General features: G+C 63.7%; 16 protein-coding genes. 5 read left to right on the forward strand and 11 right to left on the reverse strand.

Annotation, left to right across the window (positions count from 1 at the left end; translation table 11 throughout):
* Positions 1-68 precede the first annotated feature (68 nt).
* From J8C05_RS02190 to J8C05_RS02230, 9 genes are all read right to left on the reverse strand, one after another.
* The gene (locus J8C05_RS02190; RefSeq protein ID WP_211422584.1) at positions 69-836 is read right to left on the reverse strand and encodes an SDR family NAD(P)-dependent oxidoreductase; all 768 of its coding nucleotides are present in this window, start codon (positions 834-836) and stop codon (positions 69-71) included.
* Positions 837-839: 3 nt separating this feature from the next.
* Positions 840-1,625: a thiazole synthase gene (locus tag J8C05_RS02195; RefSeq protein WP_211422585.1), complete on the reverse strand. Its 786-nt coding sequence runs from the start codon at positions 1,623-1,625 to the stop codon at positions 840-842.
* Between the two features lie 73 nt (positions 1,626-1,698).
* Positions 1,699-1,902 (reverse strand): sulfur carrier protein ThiS, encoded by a 204-nt coding sequence (gene thiS / locus J8C05_RS02200; protein ID WP_211422586.1) that lies wholly within the window; start codon positions 1,900-1,902, stop codon positions 1,699-1,701.
* Between the two features lie 107 nt (positions 1,903-2,009).
* The gene (locus tag J8C05_RS02205; protein WP_211422587.1) at positions 2,010-2,393 is read right to left on the reverse strand and encodes a peptidoglycan-binding domain-containing protein; all 384 of its coding nucleotides are present in this window, start codon (positions 2,391-2,393) and stop codon (positions 2,010-2,012) included.
* A gap of 58 nt (positions 2,394-2,451) precedes the next feature.
* The gene (locus J8C05_RS02210; protein ID WP_211422588.1) at positions 2,452-2,904 is read right to left on the reverse strand and encodes a hypothetical protein; all 453 of its coding nucleotides are present in this window, start codon (positions 2,902-2,904) and stop codon (positions 2,452-2,454) included.
* A gap of 224 nt (positions 2,905-3,128) precedes the next feature.
* On the reverse strand, positions 3,129-4,058 hold the full coding sequence (locus J8C05_RS02215; protein ID WP_211422589.1) for a retropepsin-like aspartic protease: 930 nt from the start codon (positions 4,056-4,058) through the stop codon (positions 3,129-3,131).
* A 61-nt stretch (positions 4,059-4,119) separates the two neighbouring features.
* On the reverse strand, positions 4,120-4,695 hold the full coding sequence (locus J8C05_RS02220; RefSeq protein ID WP_211422590.1) for a hypothetical protein: 576 nt from the start codon (positions 4,693-4,695) through the stop codon (positions 4,120-4,122).
* A 327-nt stretch (positions 4,696-5,022) separates the two neighbouring features.
* Positions 5,023-6,000, reverse strand: coding sequence for an RNase adapter RapZ (gene rapZ, locus J8C05_RS02225; RefSeq protein WP_246840728.1), 978 nt, complete (start codon positions 5,998-6,000; stop codon positions 5,023-5,025).
* A 93-nt stretch (positions 6,001-6,093) separates the two neighbouring features.
* Entirely contained in the window at positions 6,094-6,645 is a 552-nt protein-coding gene (locus J8C05_RS02230) for a NuoI/complex I 23 kDa subunit family protein (RefSeq protein WP_211422591.1), read from the reverse strand.
* Positions 6,646-6,851: 206 nt separating this feature from the next.
* On the opposite strand from J8C05_RS02230, the gene J8C05_RS02235 reads away from it, so the two are divergent.
* The 4 genes from J8C05_RS02235 (at position 6,852) to J8C05_RS02250 (ending at position 10,961) form a co-directional block, all read left to right on the forward strand.
* The gene (locus J8C05_RS02235; RefSeq protein ID WP_246840729.1) at positions 6,852-7,571 is read left to right on the forward strand and encodes a lipid-binding SYLF domain-containing protein; all 720 of its coding nucleotides are present in this window, start codon (positions 6,852-6,854) and stop codon (positions 7,569-7,571) included.
* 35 nt (positions 7,572-7,606) lie between these two features.
* The gene (locus J8C05_RS02240) at positions 7,607-8,791 is read left to right on the forward strand and encodes a cysteine desulfurase family protein (protein WP_211422592.1); all 1,185 of its coding nucleotides are present in this window, start codon (positions 7,607-7,609) and stop codon (positions 8,789-8,791) included.
* A 4-nt stretch (positions 8,792-8,795) separates the two neighbouring features.
* Entirely contained in the window at positions 8,796-10,175 is a 1,380-nt protein-coding gene (gene thrC / locus J8C05_RS02245; RefSeq protein ID WP_211422593.1) for a threonine synthase, read from the forward strand.
* Between the two features lie 69 nt (positions 10,176-10,244).
* Entirely contained in the window at positions 10,245-10,961 is a 717-nt protein-coding gene (locus J8C05_RS02250; protein WP_211422594.1) for a hypothetical protein, read from the forward strand.
* Positions 10,962-10,977: 16 nt separating this feature from the next.
* Here the strand turns inward: J8C05_RS02250 and J8C05_RS02255 are convergent, their stop codons facing one another.
* The gene (locus J8C05_RS02255; RefSeq protein WP_211422595.1) at positions 10,978-11,238 is read right to left on the reverse strand and encodes a hypothetical protein; all 261 of its coding nucleotides are present in this window, start codon (positions 11,236-11,238) and stop codon (positions 10,978-10,980) included.
* Between the two features lie 168 nt (positions 11,239-11,406).
* Between J8C05_RS02255 and J8C05_RS02260 the strand changes: the two genes are divergently transcribed.
* A complete protein-coding gene (locus tag J8C05_RS02260) occupies positions 11,407-12,612 on the forward strand; it encodes a DEAD/DEAH box helicase (RefSeq protein WP_211422596.1) in 1,206 nt (401 codons plus the stop codon).
* 88 nt (positions 12,613-12,700) lie between these two features.
* Here the strand turns inward: J8C05_RS02260 and J8C05_RS02265 are convergent, their stop codons facing one another.
* The gene (locus tag J8C05_RS02265) at positions 12,701-15,940 is read right to left on the reverse strand and encodes an NAD(P)-binding domain-containing protein (RefSeq protein WP_211422597.1); all 3,240 of its coding nucleotides are present in this window, start codon (positions 15,938-15,940) and stop codon (positions 12,701-12,703) included.
* Between the last annotated feature and the right edge of the window lie 23 nt (positions 15,941-15,963).

Here is a 15,963-nt window from a genome sequence, read left to right on the forward strand (position 1 = left end):
AAGCCGGACGCATTCAAGCCGCGCCGGCCGGAATGGCTTCCGCCCGGCGCGCTGCTCTCTCTTCCCAGCTATCGGGCAAGCAGTCCGCCATCCACGACGAGATTGATGCCCGTCACCCAACCGGCTTCGCCAGAAGCGAGATACAGGGCGGCGTAGGCGACATCTTCCGGGCGGCCCAGACGGCCCAGGGGATAGCCGGCCTCAAACTCGCGCCGGCGGGCAGCCGGGTCGGGCGCATCGTCAATGAGCTGCCGGTTGCCTTCGGTCGGGACGAAGCCGGGTGAAATGCAGTTGACGCGGATGCCTTCGCGCCCGTAGCGCACGGCCAGGGATTTCGTCAGCGTCACCAGCGCGCCTTTCGAGGCGGCAAAGGCCGGCGATGCGCCGGCCCCGCCCTTGACGCCCAACAGTCCGGCAATGTTGATGATGCAGCCCTGCCGCTGCGCCTGGAAGTGCGGTATGGCGTGGCGGGCATAGAGAAAAGCCCCCCGGACGTTGACATCGAAAGTCATCTGCCAGTCGTCATCCGTGGTGGCTTCGAGGCTGACCCGGCGGTTGACACCCGCGTTGTTGACGACAATATCCAGCCGCCCATAGCGGTCGAGCGTCGCTTCCAGACTGCGCCTGACATCGGCTTCCTGTGTGACATCCGCCTGAATGTGAATCGCCTGCCCGCCCATCAGCGTCAGGTGGGCCACGGTTTCCTGCCCGGCCGACAGTCGCCGCGACACAATGGCCACGCGCGCGCCGACTTCGGCAAACAGTTCGGCGATGGCGCGTCCGATGCCGCTGGAACCGCCGGTGATGAGGGCTACCTTGCCGTCGAGCCGGAACATGGGCTACGGACGCGAGCCGATCAGCCCGTCGAGGGGGCTGCTCGCGCTGGCGTAGAGGCGGCGCGGCATCCGTCCGGCCAGATAGGCCATGCGCCCGGCTTCAATGGCGTGTTTCATGGCAGCGGCCATCAGCGGCGGATTCTGGGCCGTGGCAACGGCGGTATTCAGCAGTACGCCGTCCATGCCCATTTCCATGGCAATGGCAACATCGGACGCTGTGCCAACGCCGGCATCCACGATAATCGGTACATCGGTGATCATTTCCCGCAGGATGCGCAGCGTCGTGAAGTTCTGAATGCCAAGGCCCGAACCAATCGGGGCCGCCAACGGCATAATGGCGGCGGCGCCGGCGTCTATGAGTCGCCGCGCTGCCACGAGGTCATCGTTGAAGTAGGGCAGTACGATGAAGCCTTCCTTGGCCAGCGTGTGCGTGGCTTCGATCAGTCCGGCATTGTCGGGAAAGAGCGTTTTTTCGTCCCCGATGACTTCCAGCTTGATCCAAGGCGTGTCGAGGATTTCACGGGCAAGCCGGGCCGTGCGGATGGCTTCCTCGGCGGTGTAGCACGCGGCCGTGTTCGGCAGGATGAGCATGCGGTCGAGGTCGAGGTAGTCCATCAGCGAGCCGGCCGAACGGTCGGCCAGGTTGACGCGCCGGACAGCGACCGTGACGACTTCCGCCCCCGACGCGCGGTGCGCGGCGCGCATGGTTTCCAAATCAGGATACTTGCCGGTGCCGATCATGAGCCGTGAACGAAAGGTACGGCCGGCAATCACCAGGTTGTCTGTCATAGGGTTTGTTCCCAAGTGTGGGCAGGGTGGTGTACCAAAAGCTCCCGCGGGCGGGACGCCCGCGCTCCCAGGATTATCCGCCTCCGACGAAATGGACAATCTCAATCCGGTCGCCCTCTTCCACCGGAATGTCCGCCCACCTGGGCCGCGGTGCCAGTTCGCCGTTGCGTTCAACAGCAATCCGGCGGGCATCCGTAAAACCAAGCCGGGCGACCAGTTCAGCCAGGGTCGCCGGTTCTGAAAACGTCCGGGATTCTCCGTTGATCGTGACCGTCATGGATTCCAAGGCAACCAAAAAAGCGGTTTCGGCGACACCAAACATTACGCCGAAACCGCTGTGGTTTTCAAACCGGTCGCATCCGGGGCGCCGGTTGCATGTCCAGACTAGGACTGTGGCGCTGTTTCGCCGCCTTCTTCCTTCTTCCTGACCGGCGGCTTGCGCTTGGGCAGCCCCATTTTCTCGCGGGTTTCATTGCTAAGCGTGCCGGTTACTTTGAGGCCGTTCTGTTCCTGATACTTGCGCAGCGCCTCGGTGGTTTCGGGGTTCTTGTAGCCGGTGATCTCGCCCTGGTACAGGCCAGCGTCCTTGAGCATCTGCTGGGCCTTGCCGTAATCAGTGTTGGGATTGTTGGCGCGGGGTTTTTTCTTCTTTGGCTTGGCGCTTTCTTCAGCCGCCGGGGCTTCCTGGGCCGCGGTGAAGGTCGGGCTGCCAAAGCCGGTCAGGATGAAAGCGGTCAACAGAGCCAGAAGCAGGGATTTGCGTAACATCGAAGAATCCTCCTTGGGGTGTAGAAATCCAGATGAAGTGTCCTGACAGTTGAAACCGTCAGGGGTTGAAAGGTTGATAGGCTGATTCAGGTGGCGGGTCCACACTCGGCGGCGCCAAGAGAATCATTCCGGTCTGCCGGCGCGTCACCGTCGAACGCAGGCGGTAGCGAAAGCGCCGACAGCGACGTGCATGGGCTGGAAGCGGGTCGGCGTCGAGCGTGAAGCCCGCCGCATTGGCTTCAAAACGCAGGCTGTAGCCGTACCAGCCATCGCCAATGACCTCACTGGCGGCAACCCCGTCCAACCGACGCTCAAAACCATCCAGCAGACCCAGGTGGTCAATAAGCTGTTCCCATGTGCCGAACCGCCCGTGCAGGGCATGGTGCGCCGTTTGGGCCGTAACCATCGTCTGGATGTTTTTGACCGCTCGCTGTTCAGCCACGACGACGACCACCCACCGGTAGGCCAGAACGGACAGCGCCAGCAGGATGCCAAGGATGGCCACAGCCACGAGCAGTTCAACGGCACTGGCCCCACGCGCCCGAACCCGGCCGCGGGCACCACCAAGTCCCGTGCAAAAAATACGGCGCTGCCCACGCTGCACCGGCACCCACCTGAAACCCTGGATGGAAATGTTTGCTGGGGCGCAATGGTAACGAAGGGGAAATACCGGAAACAAGCCTGAATCCTGCTGGTGAGAGGTACTTTCGGGCTGTGGCGCGGCCGCCGGTCTTTTCAGTCCCGCCCAACCAATGGGGGCGGCGGCGGAAGGAAGAAGATGAGGCGGCGCTGGCGCAGGTCGAAGGCAATACGGAAGGGGCGCAGGGCGTCACGCCCAAGGAGAAGGGGCGTTGCAGGGGCTGTGCCGTGCAGCAGGTCGGTTGGGATGCGTTCCAGGTACAATGGCTCCAGCCGGACACTCACCGGTGACACCCGCGTGACCTCAAGTGTACGACCTGTGATGTCCCGCAGGCGGCGCGCAGCGACCGGAACCTCCGGCTGGATGCCAAAGGCTGCTGCTTTGGCGGCCGGAATGGCCAACCCAAAGCCTGAACCCGTGTCAATCAGGGCCGGTTCCCGGCCGTTGAGCGCCACGAACGGACGCTTTCCGCCCGCTTCGGGCAACCAGCGCACGACCGTTCCTCCCAGGGTCCGCTGGGGTATTAGTGGGGCCAGTGTCCGGTTGGGAAAGTCGAGTTCGTAGCCAGTGTCTCCAAAAACTTCGGTTGGATCGAGAATGCCATCCACATCGGGCGGCAGCGTCTCCACAACGACCAGGCGCCCGACGCGGGGCAGCCGGTTGTTGCGCTGTCCAAGCGCCAGCGTTTGGGCCGTCACCAGACGGTGGATGTGCCCTGCACCCGCGCCGGTGCCTTGGAGCCGCAACGTGCGGCCGGTTTCGCGTACGCTGGCGCGCGCCGCCGTACGGGGCGACAGCAGGGTAAGTCCGGCGCCGGTGTCCAGCACAAACGTAAACGGCCCGGCGTCGTTGACCCAGGCCGTCACACACAGGCCGCGCCGGTCTTCCTGCCAGATGACCGGCGCGGGCCGATACGTGGGATTTCGTTTTGGTATGGCTGCCAGGGGCAGGCTTGCCTGGGTCAGGATGACCAACCATGCCCACCACAAAGGTTGCCAACGGATGAACAACGTCGGTCGTGACATTCTTTACCTCCCGTTGGCTGGTTTTCATCCACGTCGTATCCTGCCCGTTCCCGACCAGGTATCAGTTGCGGGGACGGAGACCGTAGATGTACAGCGCCGTACCGCCGCCCCCGGCCAGGGCGCCAGCACCAGCGCCGCGCTTGCCCCCGGCTATCGCGCCCACCCCGGCACCGAGACCGGTACCGGCGGCAATCGTCACGACATCCCGCCGGTTGCGCTGCCACCAGGACTGCTGCCGCCGGGCCGCCGGAGCGTTGTCATAGTTATAATAGGCGCGCTGGCTGTTGACCGGCGCACGCCCTGTCCGTCGGTTGCCATTTTGGCGTACCTGTCTGACCGGTGGGTTGTCCTCCACGGCCGTCGGGGCCGGTTGCGCTGGTGTCGCGGCTGGCGCTTCCTCTGGAACGAGACGATAGGTCTGCCCCTGAATCTGCACCCTACCTTCGGCTGGCAGTAACGGCTGGGCAACCGGCGTCTGTACCGGTAAGACCAGCGGCGCAGACGCCGGTGCAGAAGAAACGGGTGAGGAACTGGAACGGGTCAGCAGCGCACCCGCGCCGCCGCCCATCAGAAACATAGCCAAAGCCCCGGCCGTGAGCTTGAGTGTATGGGGATGTTTCAGCCAATTGAAGTCCATGGAGAGTCCTCCGTCGTCGGTCAAAAGATGCTTGGGGCGTCAACCTCGACAACTGGAAGGACAAACACCGTGCCACGCCAGCACGTCAGACCGGAAGCAAGGCACCGGGAAGCTGTGAAAACCGGGCTGGAAAATACTTTGTTCCGTAGTTTTTCCGGTTTTTTCAGTTCTGCCTGCCGGTCATCCGCATCCAGCCTCCCCGGCACGGGCGCTGCGGGCCGGCATCCGGCGACGGCGTTGTACACGATTTCGTGTCCCGTGGCGGGGCATCTACCCCAGTTGGTGCAGATGGACAGGGAGCCGGGAACGCCTCCAGGCGGGGGGGCTTCACTTGGCCATGTCGCGGTGCCGGACGCGCACGGCAAAGCGCAGCTTGCGGACTTCCCGGGCCAGCGCTTCGGCCATCATCACCGACCGGTGTTTGCCACCCGTGCAGCCGATGGCAATCGTGAGGTAACTGCGTCCGTCGCGCGCATAGCGCGGGACGACAAAGGCAAGCAGTTCCGCAAAGCGGTTGCGGGTTTCAACCACTTCTTCGTCAGCGAGCAGGAAATCGGCGACGGGCGCATCCCTGCCGGTCAGTGGGCGCAGTTCGGGAACGTAGTGGGGGTTTTTGAGAAAGCGCACGTCGAGCACCAGATCGGCTTCCGTCGGGATGCCGTGTTTGAAACCAAAACTCAGCAGCAGGACGCGCATGCGGGCCGTCTGCCCGGCACCGAGGGCTTCTCCGAGCTGGCGGCGGAGGTCGTAAATGGTCAGCCCGGAGGTGTCAATGATGCGGTCGGCGAGTTCGCGGACCGGTGCCAGCAGCGTCCGTTCGGCCTGGATGGCGGCGCGGAGTCCGCGCGTGTGGCGGTTCGCCGTATCCAGCGGATGCGGGCGGCGGGTTTCGCTGTAGCGGCGCATGAGCACGTCGTCAGTGGCTTCAAAAAACAGCAGCCGGACGTGGCTGACGAGTTCGCGCAGCCGCGTGTAGGCCGCCGGAAAGGCGGCGACAAAAGCCGGTTCCCGCGCATCCACTACGACGGCCGCGCGGGACAGTCCGCCTTCCGAACGGCGGCACAGTTCGGCAAAGGTCGGCAGCAGCGCCACCGGCAGGTTGTCCACACCAAAGTAGCCCAGGTCTTCCAGGGCATTGAGCGCCGACTGTTTGCCGGAACCGCTCAGTCCGGTGATGACCACAAAGTTTGGCGGCGCAGGCGGGGGAGACTTGGGGCGACGCGGCATCACGAATCCAAAATGGCCGGCCAGGCAGGGACTCGGCGTGTTGGCCACATCCTGTGTCGTGCCAACCGCATTGGGCAAGGTGCCGCCGGCAAAAAGGTACCGCCAACAAAAAAGTTCGGGATGCCCCGGCAGGCATCCCGAACGGCGTGACTGGCAGTGTTACGTTGGGTTTCAGTTAAGTTGGCGTCCGTAGCGGACGATTTCCCGTCCCTTTTCGAGCTGTTCGCGGTCCCAGACCATGCCGGCCCGGTTGTAGCTGGCCAGCTCAAACTCCTGAGTCAGCTCGATGCAGTCGGTCGGGCAGGCTTCCACGCACAGGTCACAGAACATGCAGCGCGACGTGTCATAGACGTAAGTGGCAAGCACTTTCTTTTTCTTCGGCTTGCCGTCTTCCATGACCACGCGGTTGACAGCGCCGACATTGATGCAGTTTTCCGGGCAGGCCAGGGCGCACAGGTTACACGCAATGCACAGCGTGTCGCCGGTGGCCGGGTCGAGGTTCAGACGTGGCGCGCCACGAAACCGCTCGCTGACCTTGGGACGCTCTTCCGGGTAAAACTCCGTGTAAGCGCCGCGCAGCGGGTCACCGCCGGTGCCACGGGGTTCGGTCAGTACCTTTTTGGTGTACTTGAAGGTAAGCGCAAAGCCCTTGAGCAAATCCAGCATGAAGAAGCGCTCCAGGGTCTGCTTCCAGTTGCGTCTGGTGGGCGCGGTTGTCGTCATAAGTGTTTTTCCTCGTGGGAGTTGCAAGTGCCGGGCCGGCGTGGAGGTTGAACCGCGTGAAAGCGTGGTATAGCCTTCCGGGGCTACTGGCGAAGCCGTCAACCACGATTTGTGCCAAGTGGTGGTGACGTTTGCCGGCGTCATTGAAAGCGTTTGAGGACTTTCAAACTGTTTGCAGGCACACATTTCAAGGGAGGTATCCGGTAATGCATGGATGGCTAAGAACGGTCGTGGCCGGGTTGCTTGTGGGGACGCCGCTGCTGGTCGGCAGCGTTTCAACCCCGGCAGCCGCGGCCAAAGCAGCCGCGGTCAAAATTGACCGCAAGGTACGCGAACGGCTCGACCGTTCAGCAGAGATACTGACCGAAATCATGCGCGCGCCTGACCAGGGCCTGTCGCCGGATTTTCTGCGCCAGTGTGAAGGGTTGGTGTTCATTCCGGGCGTCAAGAAAGGTGCCCTGATCGTGGGTGGACAGTTTGGCCGGGGCGTCATGGTCGTGCGCCAACCCAACCGGCAGTGGGGGCCGCCCGGCTTTGTCACGCTGGGAGGCGGCAGCTTTGGCCTCCAAATCGGCGGGCAGAGCACCGATGTCATTTTGCTGGTGATGAACCGCCGCGGGATTGAAAAACTGGCTTCCAACAAGTTCAAACTCGGCGCGGATGCCTCGGTGGCGGCTGGCCCTGTGGGGCGTGACCTCAAAGCGGGGACGGACATCCAGATGCAGTCCGAGATTCTCAGCTATTCGCGTTCACAGGGCGTCTTTGCGGGCCTGTCCCTGGAAGGCGCGACCCTGCAGGTGGATGATGAGGCCAACAAAGCCATTTACGGGCGCACCGTGGCCAGCCGGGAAGTTGTTGAAGGCACGCTGCCGCGCCCGAAAGAGGCCGCCCGGCTGTATGCCGTCCTTCGGCGGTACGCCGGTTGATCGGGAGACTTCATTTCCGGGAAACAGGCTGAACCATGCCTTTGTCCTCGTCACCCGTTTACCTTGACAATGCCGCCACGACCCGCGTGCTGCCGGAAGTTGTGGCGGCCTTGTTGCCGTATCTGACCGAACAGTACGGCAATGCCTCGTCGGTGCACGCCTTTGGGCAGCGGGCCCGGTCGGCCGTTGAACGCGCCCGCCGGCAGGTGGCCGCACTCATTGGCAGCGAACCCGCTGAAATCACCTTTCTCAGCGGCGGAACGGAAGCCAACAACCTGGCCATCCGGGGCGTGGTTGAGTCCTATGGTGATGCCGTTCGCCGCAACCACATCGTCACCACGTCCTTTGAGCATCCGTCCGTGCTGGCTCCCTGTCAGGCGCTCGAAGCGGCCGGTTTTCGGGTGACGTACCTGCCGGTTGGCACCGCCGGGCGCGTGAGGGTGGAAGACGTGGCCCAGGCCCTGACCGATGACACCTGCCTGGTAACGGTCATGCTGGCCAACAACGAGGTCGGCACACTGCAACCGGTGGCCGACATCGGGGCGCTCGTCGCAGAACGTCGCCAGCGTGGACAAGCCATTTTTCTGCATACGGATGCCGTTCAGGCCGTCGGCAAAATCCCCGTCAACGTCCGCGACCTGAAGGTGGACCTGCTTTCACTTTCCGGCCACAAGCTGCATGCGCCCAAAGGCATCGGCGCACTGTATGTTGCCAGGCATGTACGGTTGGCGGCACAGCAGCTTGGGGGCCAGCAGGAACGCGGCCGCCGGGCCGGAACGGAAGCCGTTGCCCACATCGTGGCGCTGGGCTGTGCGGCGGAGCTTGCTGCCGAACGGCTTGACCAAATGGAAGCCGTCCGTGCGCTGCGCGATGAACTCGAACATGGGCTGCGCGCGCGTCTGCCCCGGCTGGTTATCAATGGCGCTGCGTCACCACGTTTGCCCAACCTGACCAACCTTGCATTTGACGGCCTTGATGCCAATCGGCTCGTCATCGCCCTTGACCTTGCCGGCATTGCCGTTTCAACGGGTTCGGCCTGCTCCTCCGGCACGACCGAGCCGAGCCATGTCCTGCGCGCCATAGGGTTGCCGCCGGAGCGGGTACGCGGCTCCATCCGCGTCAGCCTGAGCCAGGAAACGACGGCGGCCGACATCGCCCGTGTGCTTGAAGTCCTGCCCCAGACGGTGGAGCGTCTGTCCCGTCAGTCCGTCGCTGCCTGAAAACATGTCAAGTGAAGGCTTCCCACGCGCCACAGCCTATCTTCAGTGCATGGAGACAAACTGCCAGGCCACCTACGACGCTGGCGAGCGAATCTACACCTGCGAGCAGTGCGGTGGGTTGCTCGATGTGCAGTACGAATGGCAACGCGCCCGGTTGTTCGATGTGCTGGAGACCTTCGATGCCCGGCGTGCGTCTTTTCATCCGCACGACATCAGCGGCGTCTGGCGTTTCCGTGAACTGCTGCCCTTTGTGACTTCGCCCACGCAGATTGTCACCTTGGGCGAAGGCAACACGCCGGTGTGGGATGTGCCACGCAGCGCCGGCTATGCCGGTCTCAAACGGCTGGCGGTGAAGCACCAGGGTCTCAATCCGACCGGTTCCTTCAAGGACAACGGCATGACGACCGGCATGGCGCAGGCCCGCCGGCTGGGAGCGCGGGCCGTGGCCTGTGCCAGTACCGGCAACACGTCGGCCTCACTGGCCGCCTATGCTGCGCGCGCCGGTGTCCACGGAATTGTCTTCATCCCCGGCGGGCGCATTGCCTACGGCAAGCTGGCGCAGAGTCTCGACTACGGCGCGGTGACACTTCAGATCGAAGGCAACTTCGACGATGCCATGCGTCTGGTTCGGGAACTGGCCCGTACTACGCCGCTGTATCTGCTCAACTCGGTCAATCCGTTTCGGCTCGAAGGGCAGAAGACGATTGCCTTCGAGCTGTTGCAGCAGCGCCGGTGGCGCGTACCCGACTGGGTTGTGGTACCGGGCGGCAATCTCGGCAATGTCTCGGCGTTGGGCAAGGGCTTCAAAGAACTGCATGACTTGGGGCTGATCGCACGGCTTCCCCGGCTGGCCGTCATTCAGGCGGAAGGTGCAGCGCCGCTGGCGCAGTGGTACGCCGCCGGCCAGACCGGCAATCTTGCGCCTGTGGCGCGGCCCAAGACCCTGGCGACAGCGATTCAGATTGGCAATCCCGTGTCGTGGTGGAAGGCCGTTCGCGCCCTGGAGTGGACGAACGGCGTATGTGCCGCAGTTTCCGAACAGGAAATTGCCGACGCCAAAGCCATGCTGGGGCGCGACGGCATCGGCTGCGAACCGGCCAGCGCCGCAACCGTGGCCGGACTGCGGCGGCTCGTTGGGGGGAGTGTCATTCACCCGGACGCCGACGTGGTGGCGATTCTGACGGGCAATACCCTCAAGGACCCGGACTTCACGGTGCAATACCACACCGGGCAGCTCTATACCGACGCCGAACGTGAAACCCATCTCACCCGCGCCGAAGGGAAGCTGACTGCGACCTTTGCCAATACCCCCCGGCGGGTTCCGGCCGATGCCAACGCCCTGCGGCAGGTCATCCTCGACCTTCTGGAAACACCGCCGGCCTGATTGGGGCGTATGCGGCAGGGGGTGCTTTTCCAAAGGCATGGCAGACGACACTGGCTGATCTGGCTGCTTATGGCCGGTTGGCTGCTTGCCGGTGTCGTTCCTGTCCTTTCCCAAGAAGACGATCCTGAGACCCTGCCGGAAAAAAGCCCCAACTGGACAGAACGCACCGGCGCACGCGCGGCTTTTGTCGCCGATGCCGGTCTGGCGGCGTTACGAACGACACCTGGCCCCGGCGGCGATCTCAAACAGCGCCTGCGCGTCGGGCGGCGCGTCTATGTGCTTGGCGGACGCCGGGTGGTTGAAGACCGTGTATATGTGTTCGTCGCCGTGACCCGGCGCACACGGGGCTGGATGGACCGGCGGGCGCTGGTACGTCCGGCCCAGCCGGGAGATGATGCCAGGCTGCTGGCGCTCATCCGGGCTGAAACCGGCGGCTACGAACGCCTGCGGCTGTGCCGGCTGTTTGAAAACCTGTTCCGCCGGTCGCCCCAGTTGCCAACGGTGCTGTTGCTGCTCGGAGAAACGGCCGAGGCCGAGGCCCCGCTGATATACCGGCGCGCCGAACGCCGGGTGTCCCAGCGGGCCGCCGCCGGGAATGCCGATGTCAGGGCGTACTTTGATGACGAGCCGGCGCTGGATCGGTACAACCGGCTGGGGGTGAAGTTCCGCTATGATGCGGTGCGGAAGGCGTATCGCTACGACGGCGCGGCCTACCGGCGGCTGGTACAGCAGTACCCACGCGCGCCGGAAGCCGAAATAGCGCGCCAGCGGTTGGCCGGCTTCTGAGGTGGTTGTGGTCAGCCTACGGGCAGGTACACGGTGCGCCGCTTCCTCCCCGGCGGTCGGCCGCGGCTTCCGCCTGGGCGCGGGTGTCAAATTCGCCAAGCAGGCAGACCTGTCCGCGGGCGCGCTGCATCTGCTCCGGCGTGCGCGTGTCCACTTCGAGTTTCCCATTGGCGCAGTAGAGACGGTACTTTACGTCTGCGTGAACGATACCAATGGCCAGGCAGCATGCCAGTCCCAATGCCAAACCTGTGAGCAGCCCTGAGCGCGCGGTCAGCATGGCAAGTTTCTCTCCCTATCCAAAGCAACGTATCCTGTCCAAGGCAGCATATTGGAGCGTTTCCGGCATAGAACCTTTGGTGTGCATTGCACACCAAAGGTTGCTTGCGCCATAGTGCCGGATGGTTGCCGGTGGTCGCAACCATCCAATCTGGCTGGTTTTGATCCCATGCTCAAATTGACGGAAGTCCAACTGCGCCGTCTGGCCGAAACCCTCGATACCCTGCACTTGCGCGGTGTTCTGGGGGGACATATCCCGGCGGCCCGCAACCGGACGGCGCTCATCGGGCAGGTCGTCGAACAGGCCCGGCAGCACACGGCAGCGGCGCACCGCCTCTACGAAGCCGCCCGGCTGACACCGGAGCAGGTGCGCGAGTGGCTGGCCGAAGCCGCCCCCGAACTGCCGCCGGAAGCCCACACGCGCCTGCTCCAGCTTCTGACGGCTTCGCTGGAGCCGGGTGAGCTGATTCCGGCCCAGCAGGTGGTGAGCCTGCTGACGATTGGATTGCCAACGGTTCTGGAGGAACTGCGCGAGATTGAACACCGCCGTCCGCGCCCGGGCCTGACCTATCACGAATTTCAGGTTGCCCGTCACCGCCGGGCGGCCCTCCAGAAGCTGCTCGAAGGCATCGGAACGCCGGAGCCGCAGCCGTTCGTGCCCGACCCCTTTCAGTTGGCGGCAGTCGCTTTCGTGACCGAAGAAGACAAGGATGTACTCGTGGCTGCGCCGACCGGTTCGGGCAAAACTTGGATTGCCGAGCAGGCTATCCGGTGCTTCCTCGAACGGGGTGGCACAGCGTGGTACACCTCTCCGCTCAAGGCGCTTTCCAACGACAAGTTCCGTGAGTTTGGGCGGAAGTTCGGCCCCGATGCCGTGGGTCTCATCACCGGCGACCGCCGGGTGAACCCCGATGCGCCGCTCAAAATTGCCACGACGGAGATTTACCGCAACGGTCTCTATGACGCCATGACGCGGGACGGCGTTTTTGGCGCGCCGGATTTGGTCGTTTTCGATGAAGTTCACTACCTTGGCGACCGCCACCGGGGTGTCGTGTGGGAAGAGTCCATCATCTACACGCCGGCTTCGACGCGCCTGCTGATGCTGTCGGCCACGGTCGGCAATGCCAGGGAACTGGCGGAGTGGGTGACGTGGACGCGCGGCGTCGAGTGCCGGCTGGTGGCGCATCCGCAGCGGCCCGTCGCGCTGCGAACGGCCTTCATTCACCCGGACGGACGCCTTCAGCCGCTCTTCGAGGAAGGGAGCGCCGGTCGGCTTCAGGCCGATGTCGAAGCCCTGTACATCAAGGCCAAGCAGCAGGAAGCCGCCGCACAGGCGCGCCGGCGCCGGCCACCTTTTCACCGCCGCCGGCGCTAACCTGGGAGCGCGGGCGTCCCGCCCGCTTCTTTCACTGGCGCACACCCTGGGGGCGCGGGCGTCCCGCCCGCCTGGGAGTAAGCTGCGGTTACCGCTTTTTGTCGTCTCCGGCATACTTGACGCCGATTTTGGTGAGAAACTCCTTGGGTGCAATGCTGCCGATGAGGGCAAACACATAGTCGTTGGGAATCCGCGCGATTTCGGATTTGTCCCGAATCTTTTCGATGACGACTTCCCGCTCGGTAATCTCGCGGATACCGGCGCCAAAGTAGGCTTTGATACGGCCGGCATCCATGCCGTAGTACACCCACATTTTGTTTTCGAGCGTCAGGTCTTTCGGAAAATCTGACCGAACGACGAGCGTGACGTGATTGGCTTCGGCCTCCGGCGGAAACTTGATCGTGCCATCGGGTTGCCGTTGGCCGGTCAGGTCCACGGCCGCTTCGACGGCCGAGTTGCCCGCGCCGACGACGACAATGTGTTTCCCCTTGAAGGCGCCGGGGTCCTGCAGGCGGTACAGCACCCGGCCTTCAACCTCGCCGGGACAACCCAGTTTGCGCGGCTCGCCGGCATTGCCAATCGCCAGCACGACCTTGCGCACGCGATACCCCGGCGCGTTTTTGGTGGTCCTGACGACAAAGACTTCGCCCTCACGCGCGATTTCCTTGCAGCCTTCATATTCCCGGATGACCAGACCGAGCTTTTCGACGGTTTCATCCCACCACGCGAGCATGTTTTCCTTGAGGTCGCCCGGCCCTTCGAGGCGAATGGTGCCAAGTGGCGGGTCAGAGGGGTTGAAGGGGTTGAAGGCGACGTACTTGCCGGCCGGATACTTGTCGGCGATGGTCGAGTACCGGCGGCCCTGTTCGATGGCGACGTAGCGCAGTCCCAGTTCGGCCGCCCGCGCCACGGCGGAAATCCCGCCCGGCCCAATCCCGATGATGGCCACGTCGTACTCGGCCCCGGCGACCGGCCCTTCCGCCTTGAGTTTCTCGGCGATGCGTTCGATGGTGAGCCGCCCTTCCTTGATGGCATTCCGAATAAGCGGCACGCCGGATACGTCCCCGACGAGGTAGATGCCCGGCGCGGTTTCGGTTTCAAAACCTTCGTTGGCGCCTTTGCGCAGCGGCTTGGGCGCTTCCCGGATGTTTTGCCGCGTGTTGATGAGAACACATGACTGCGGCACGGTCGGACAGGCCTGCTGGCAGCCGGTGTCTTCCATGCACTGTTCGAGGTTGACGACGATGGCGTGGTGTTCCTGTTCGTCGAAGCCCAGCACGTCCTGGGGGCAGGCCAGAATGCAGGCGTGGCAGCCAATGCAGGTTTCGTAGTTGATGACCGGGTGCGGAACAGGATTTTCGCGGGCCGAGGCGCGCGCGCGTTCGACCTGGGCCGGCGATTCCCACCGCTCGGCGTAGCGCGTGTCGGTAAACTTGCGGTGCCGGTTCGCCAGATCGAGGGGGTTGCCCTTGAGCGTTGCCTGTTCCCGCCGTTTGCGCAGCGTGTCGAAGGTCAGAAACCCGATGCCGGTGAGTGGAATGAGGCTGAAAAACAGCAGCCAGTTGCCAACGGTGAACCCGCCGAACCTGGCCGCCAGACTTGTCCACTGCCAGTCCTTTCCGCCCCGGTACACCCGGTCTTTGGTGAACACGACCGGTTCGGGGCCGCTGCCGGCCGGGCGGCGGGCCGCCGTCAGCGTTTGCGACTGGGGGTGCTGGGCGTGGCAGGAGTTGCAGTCAATGCCGAGGCGCAGGGCGTCGGTGTCCAGTTCCCTGAGCGATGCGGTTTGGACGTATGCCTGCCCGTGGCATACGGCGCATTTGTCGCGGTTGATGACCTTGACCTCGGCCGCGCCTTTGGCAAACGAACCGTCATGGCACTCGCTGCACTTCCAGGCGCTCGTGGCCGGCGCAACGGCGGCGTGAATGAGGTGAAACTTGGTCGAAGGATCGAGCGGCGTCCGGCTTTCGGCAAAGAGTTTGTCCCACTTCGGATTCATCGGATGCTGCCACGACCACACGCCGTTTTCGACCGGATAGCCGAATGAGCCACGGTGCGGTTCGCGCAGGGGCGTGCCGTCCTTCAGACTGACGGCCTTGGGATGGGTTGGCCCGTCGCGGTGGCAATCAATGCACATGCTGCGCGAAACGATGCCGGGGCGGAAATCCGCGCCTTTGTGCTCGGTGTGGCAGTCCACGCACTGAATCCCGGCTTCTTCGTGTCTGGCAATGACGGTCGTGTTGAAATGGTTGGTTTCGTGGCAGTCCACGCACTTGTTCTGCATGGAGGAAGTGGCGGCATGGCAGGCATTGCACTTGTTTTCCACCGGCGCGTTGGCCACGAGCTTCAATTCCAGCCGCTGCTGGATGGGGGCCGGCAACCGGTCAGCCGGAAGGGCATGCGGATTTGACGTGTCGCCCGGCAGGTAGGCCGCTTCCCAAACGAAGAAGGCTGCCACGCAGAACAGGGTTGCCACTGCGCCAAAAACATACAGGTAGCCCCGTGGCCACGGACGGATCAGATCGTTGGTGGGAATCCAGTTGAACCGTTTTTTCCCCAGGTGCAGGTTGTGCTTTTTGAGTTCTTCGGGGAGTTCGCGGGGTTCGAGCGGAGACCGCTCATCCAGCTTCTGCTCGCCCGTGATGGCCGCCTTGCGCCGCTCCCAGAAGACGTTCATCGCCTGCTGAAAACGCTTCTGTTCCTGCTCCGGCAGCGCGAGGATGGAGGTCAGCAGACCGGTCATGCCGCGCTGGAGGCGGGCCGCCTGGAGCAGTCCGGTCGCCGTTTGTGGTGGCGGCGTCTGTTCCGGTGGCTCCGGCGTGGCACCGGTGAGCGGTGTTTCCAGGCGTTGTGTTTTACCGCTCAGGTTTTGCGTCATGCCGCGCTGTTGCAGGTAGCCGGTCAGCTTTGGCAGCAGCGCCGTCCTGCCCTGGGCGGTGGCCTGAAGGGGGTCGCCCAGCAGGCGTGTGCTGCGTTCAGAAGCCGCGTAAGTATCCACCTGCCGGTCCACGTCAAGCGTCAGAGCGCCTTCTGCAAGCGTCGGCCGGAGAACAAAAATGCCAATGCGGATGACATCATCGGGCTGGAGTTCGACCGTTTCAACCAGAGCGCCGTTGACCTGGGTGCCGTTCGTGCTGGAAAGGTTCGTCAGCCACCAGCGCCCTTCGACTTCCCGGATGCCGGCATGAATCCGCGACACCGTGGGATGATTGAGCATCAGGTCACAGTCGGTCTGCGAGCCGATGACCAGCCCTTCCAGTTCGAGGACAAGGTCGCCCTTGTCAAGAAGGTCTTTCCGCTGAATGAGGAAGCGACTGAGTTTCGCCATGGTGGTTTCCAGGTTCGGTGAAG

Origin of the sequence: Chloracidobacterium sp. N, assembly GCF_018304765.1 — a bacterium.
GTDB lineage: Bacteria > Acidobacteriota > Blastocatellia > Chloracidobacteriales > Chloracidobacteriaceae > Chloracidobacterium > Chloracidobacterium aggregatum.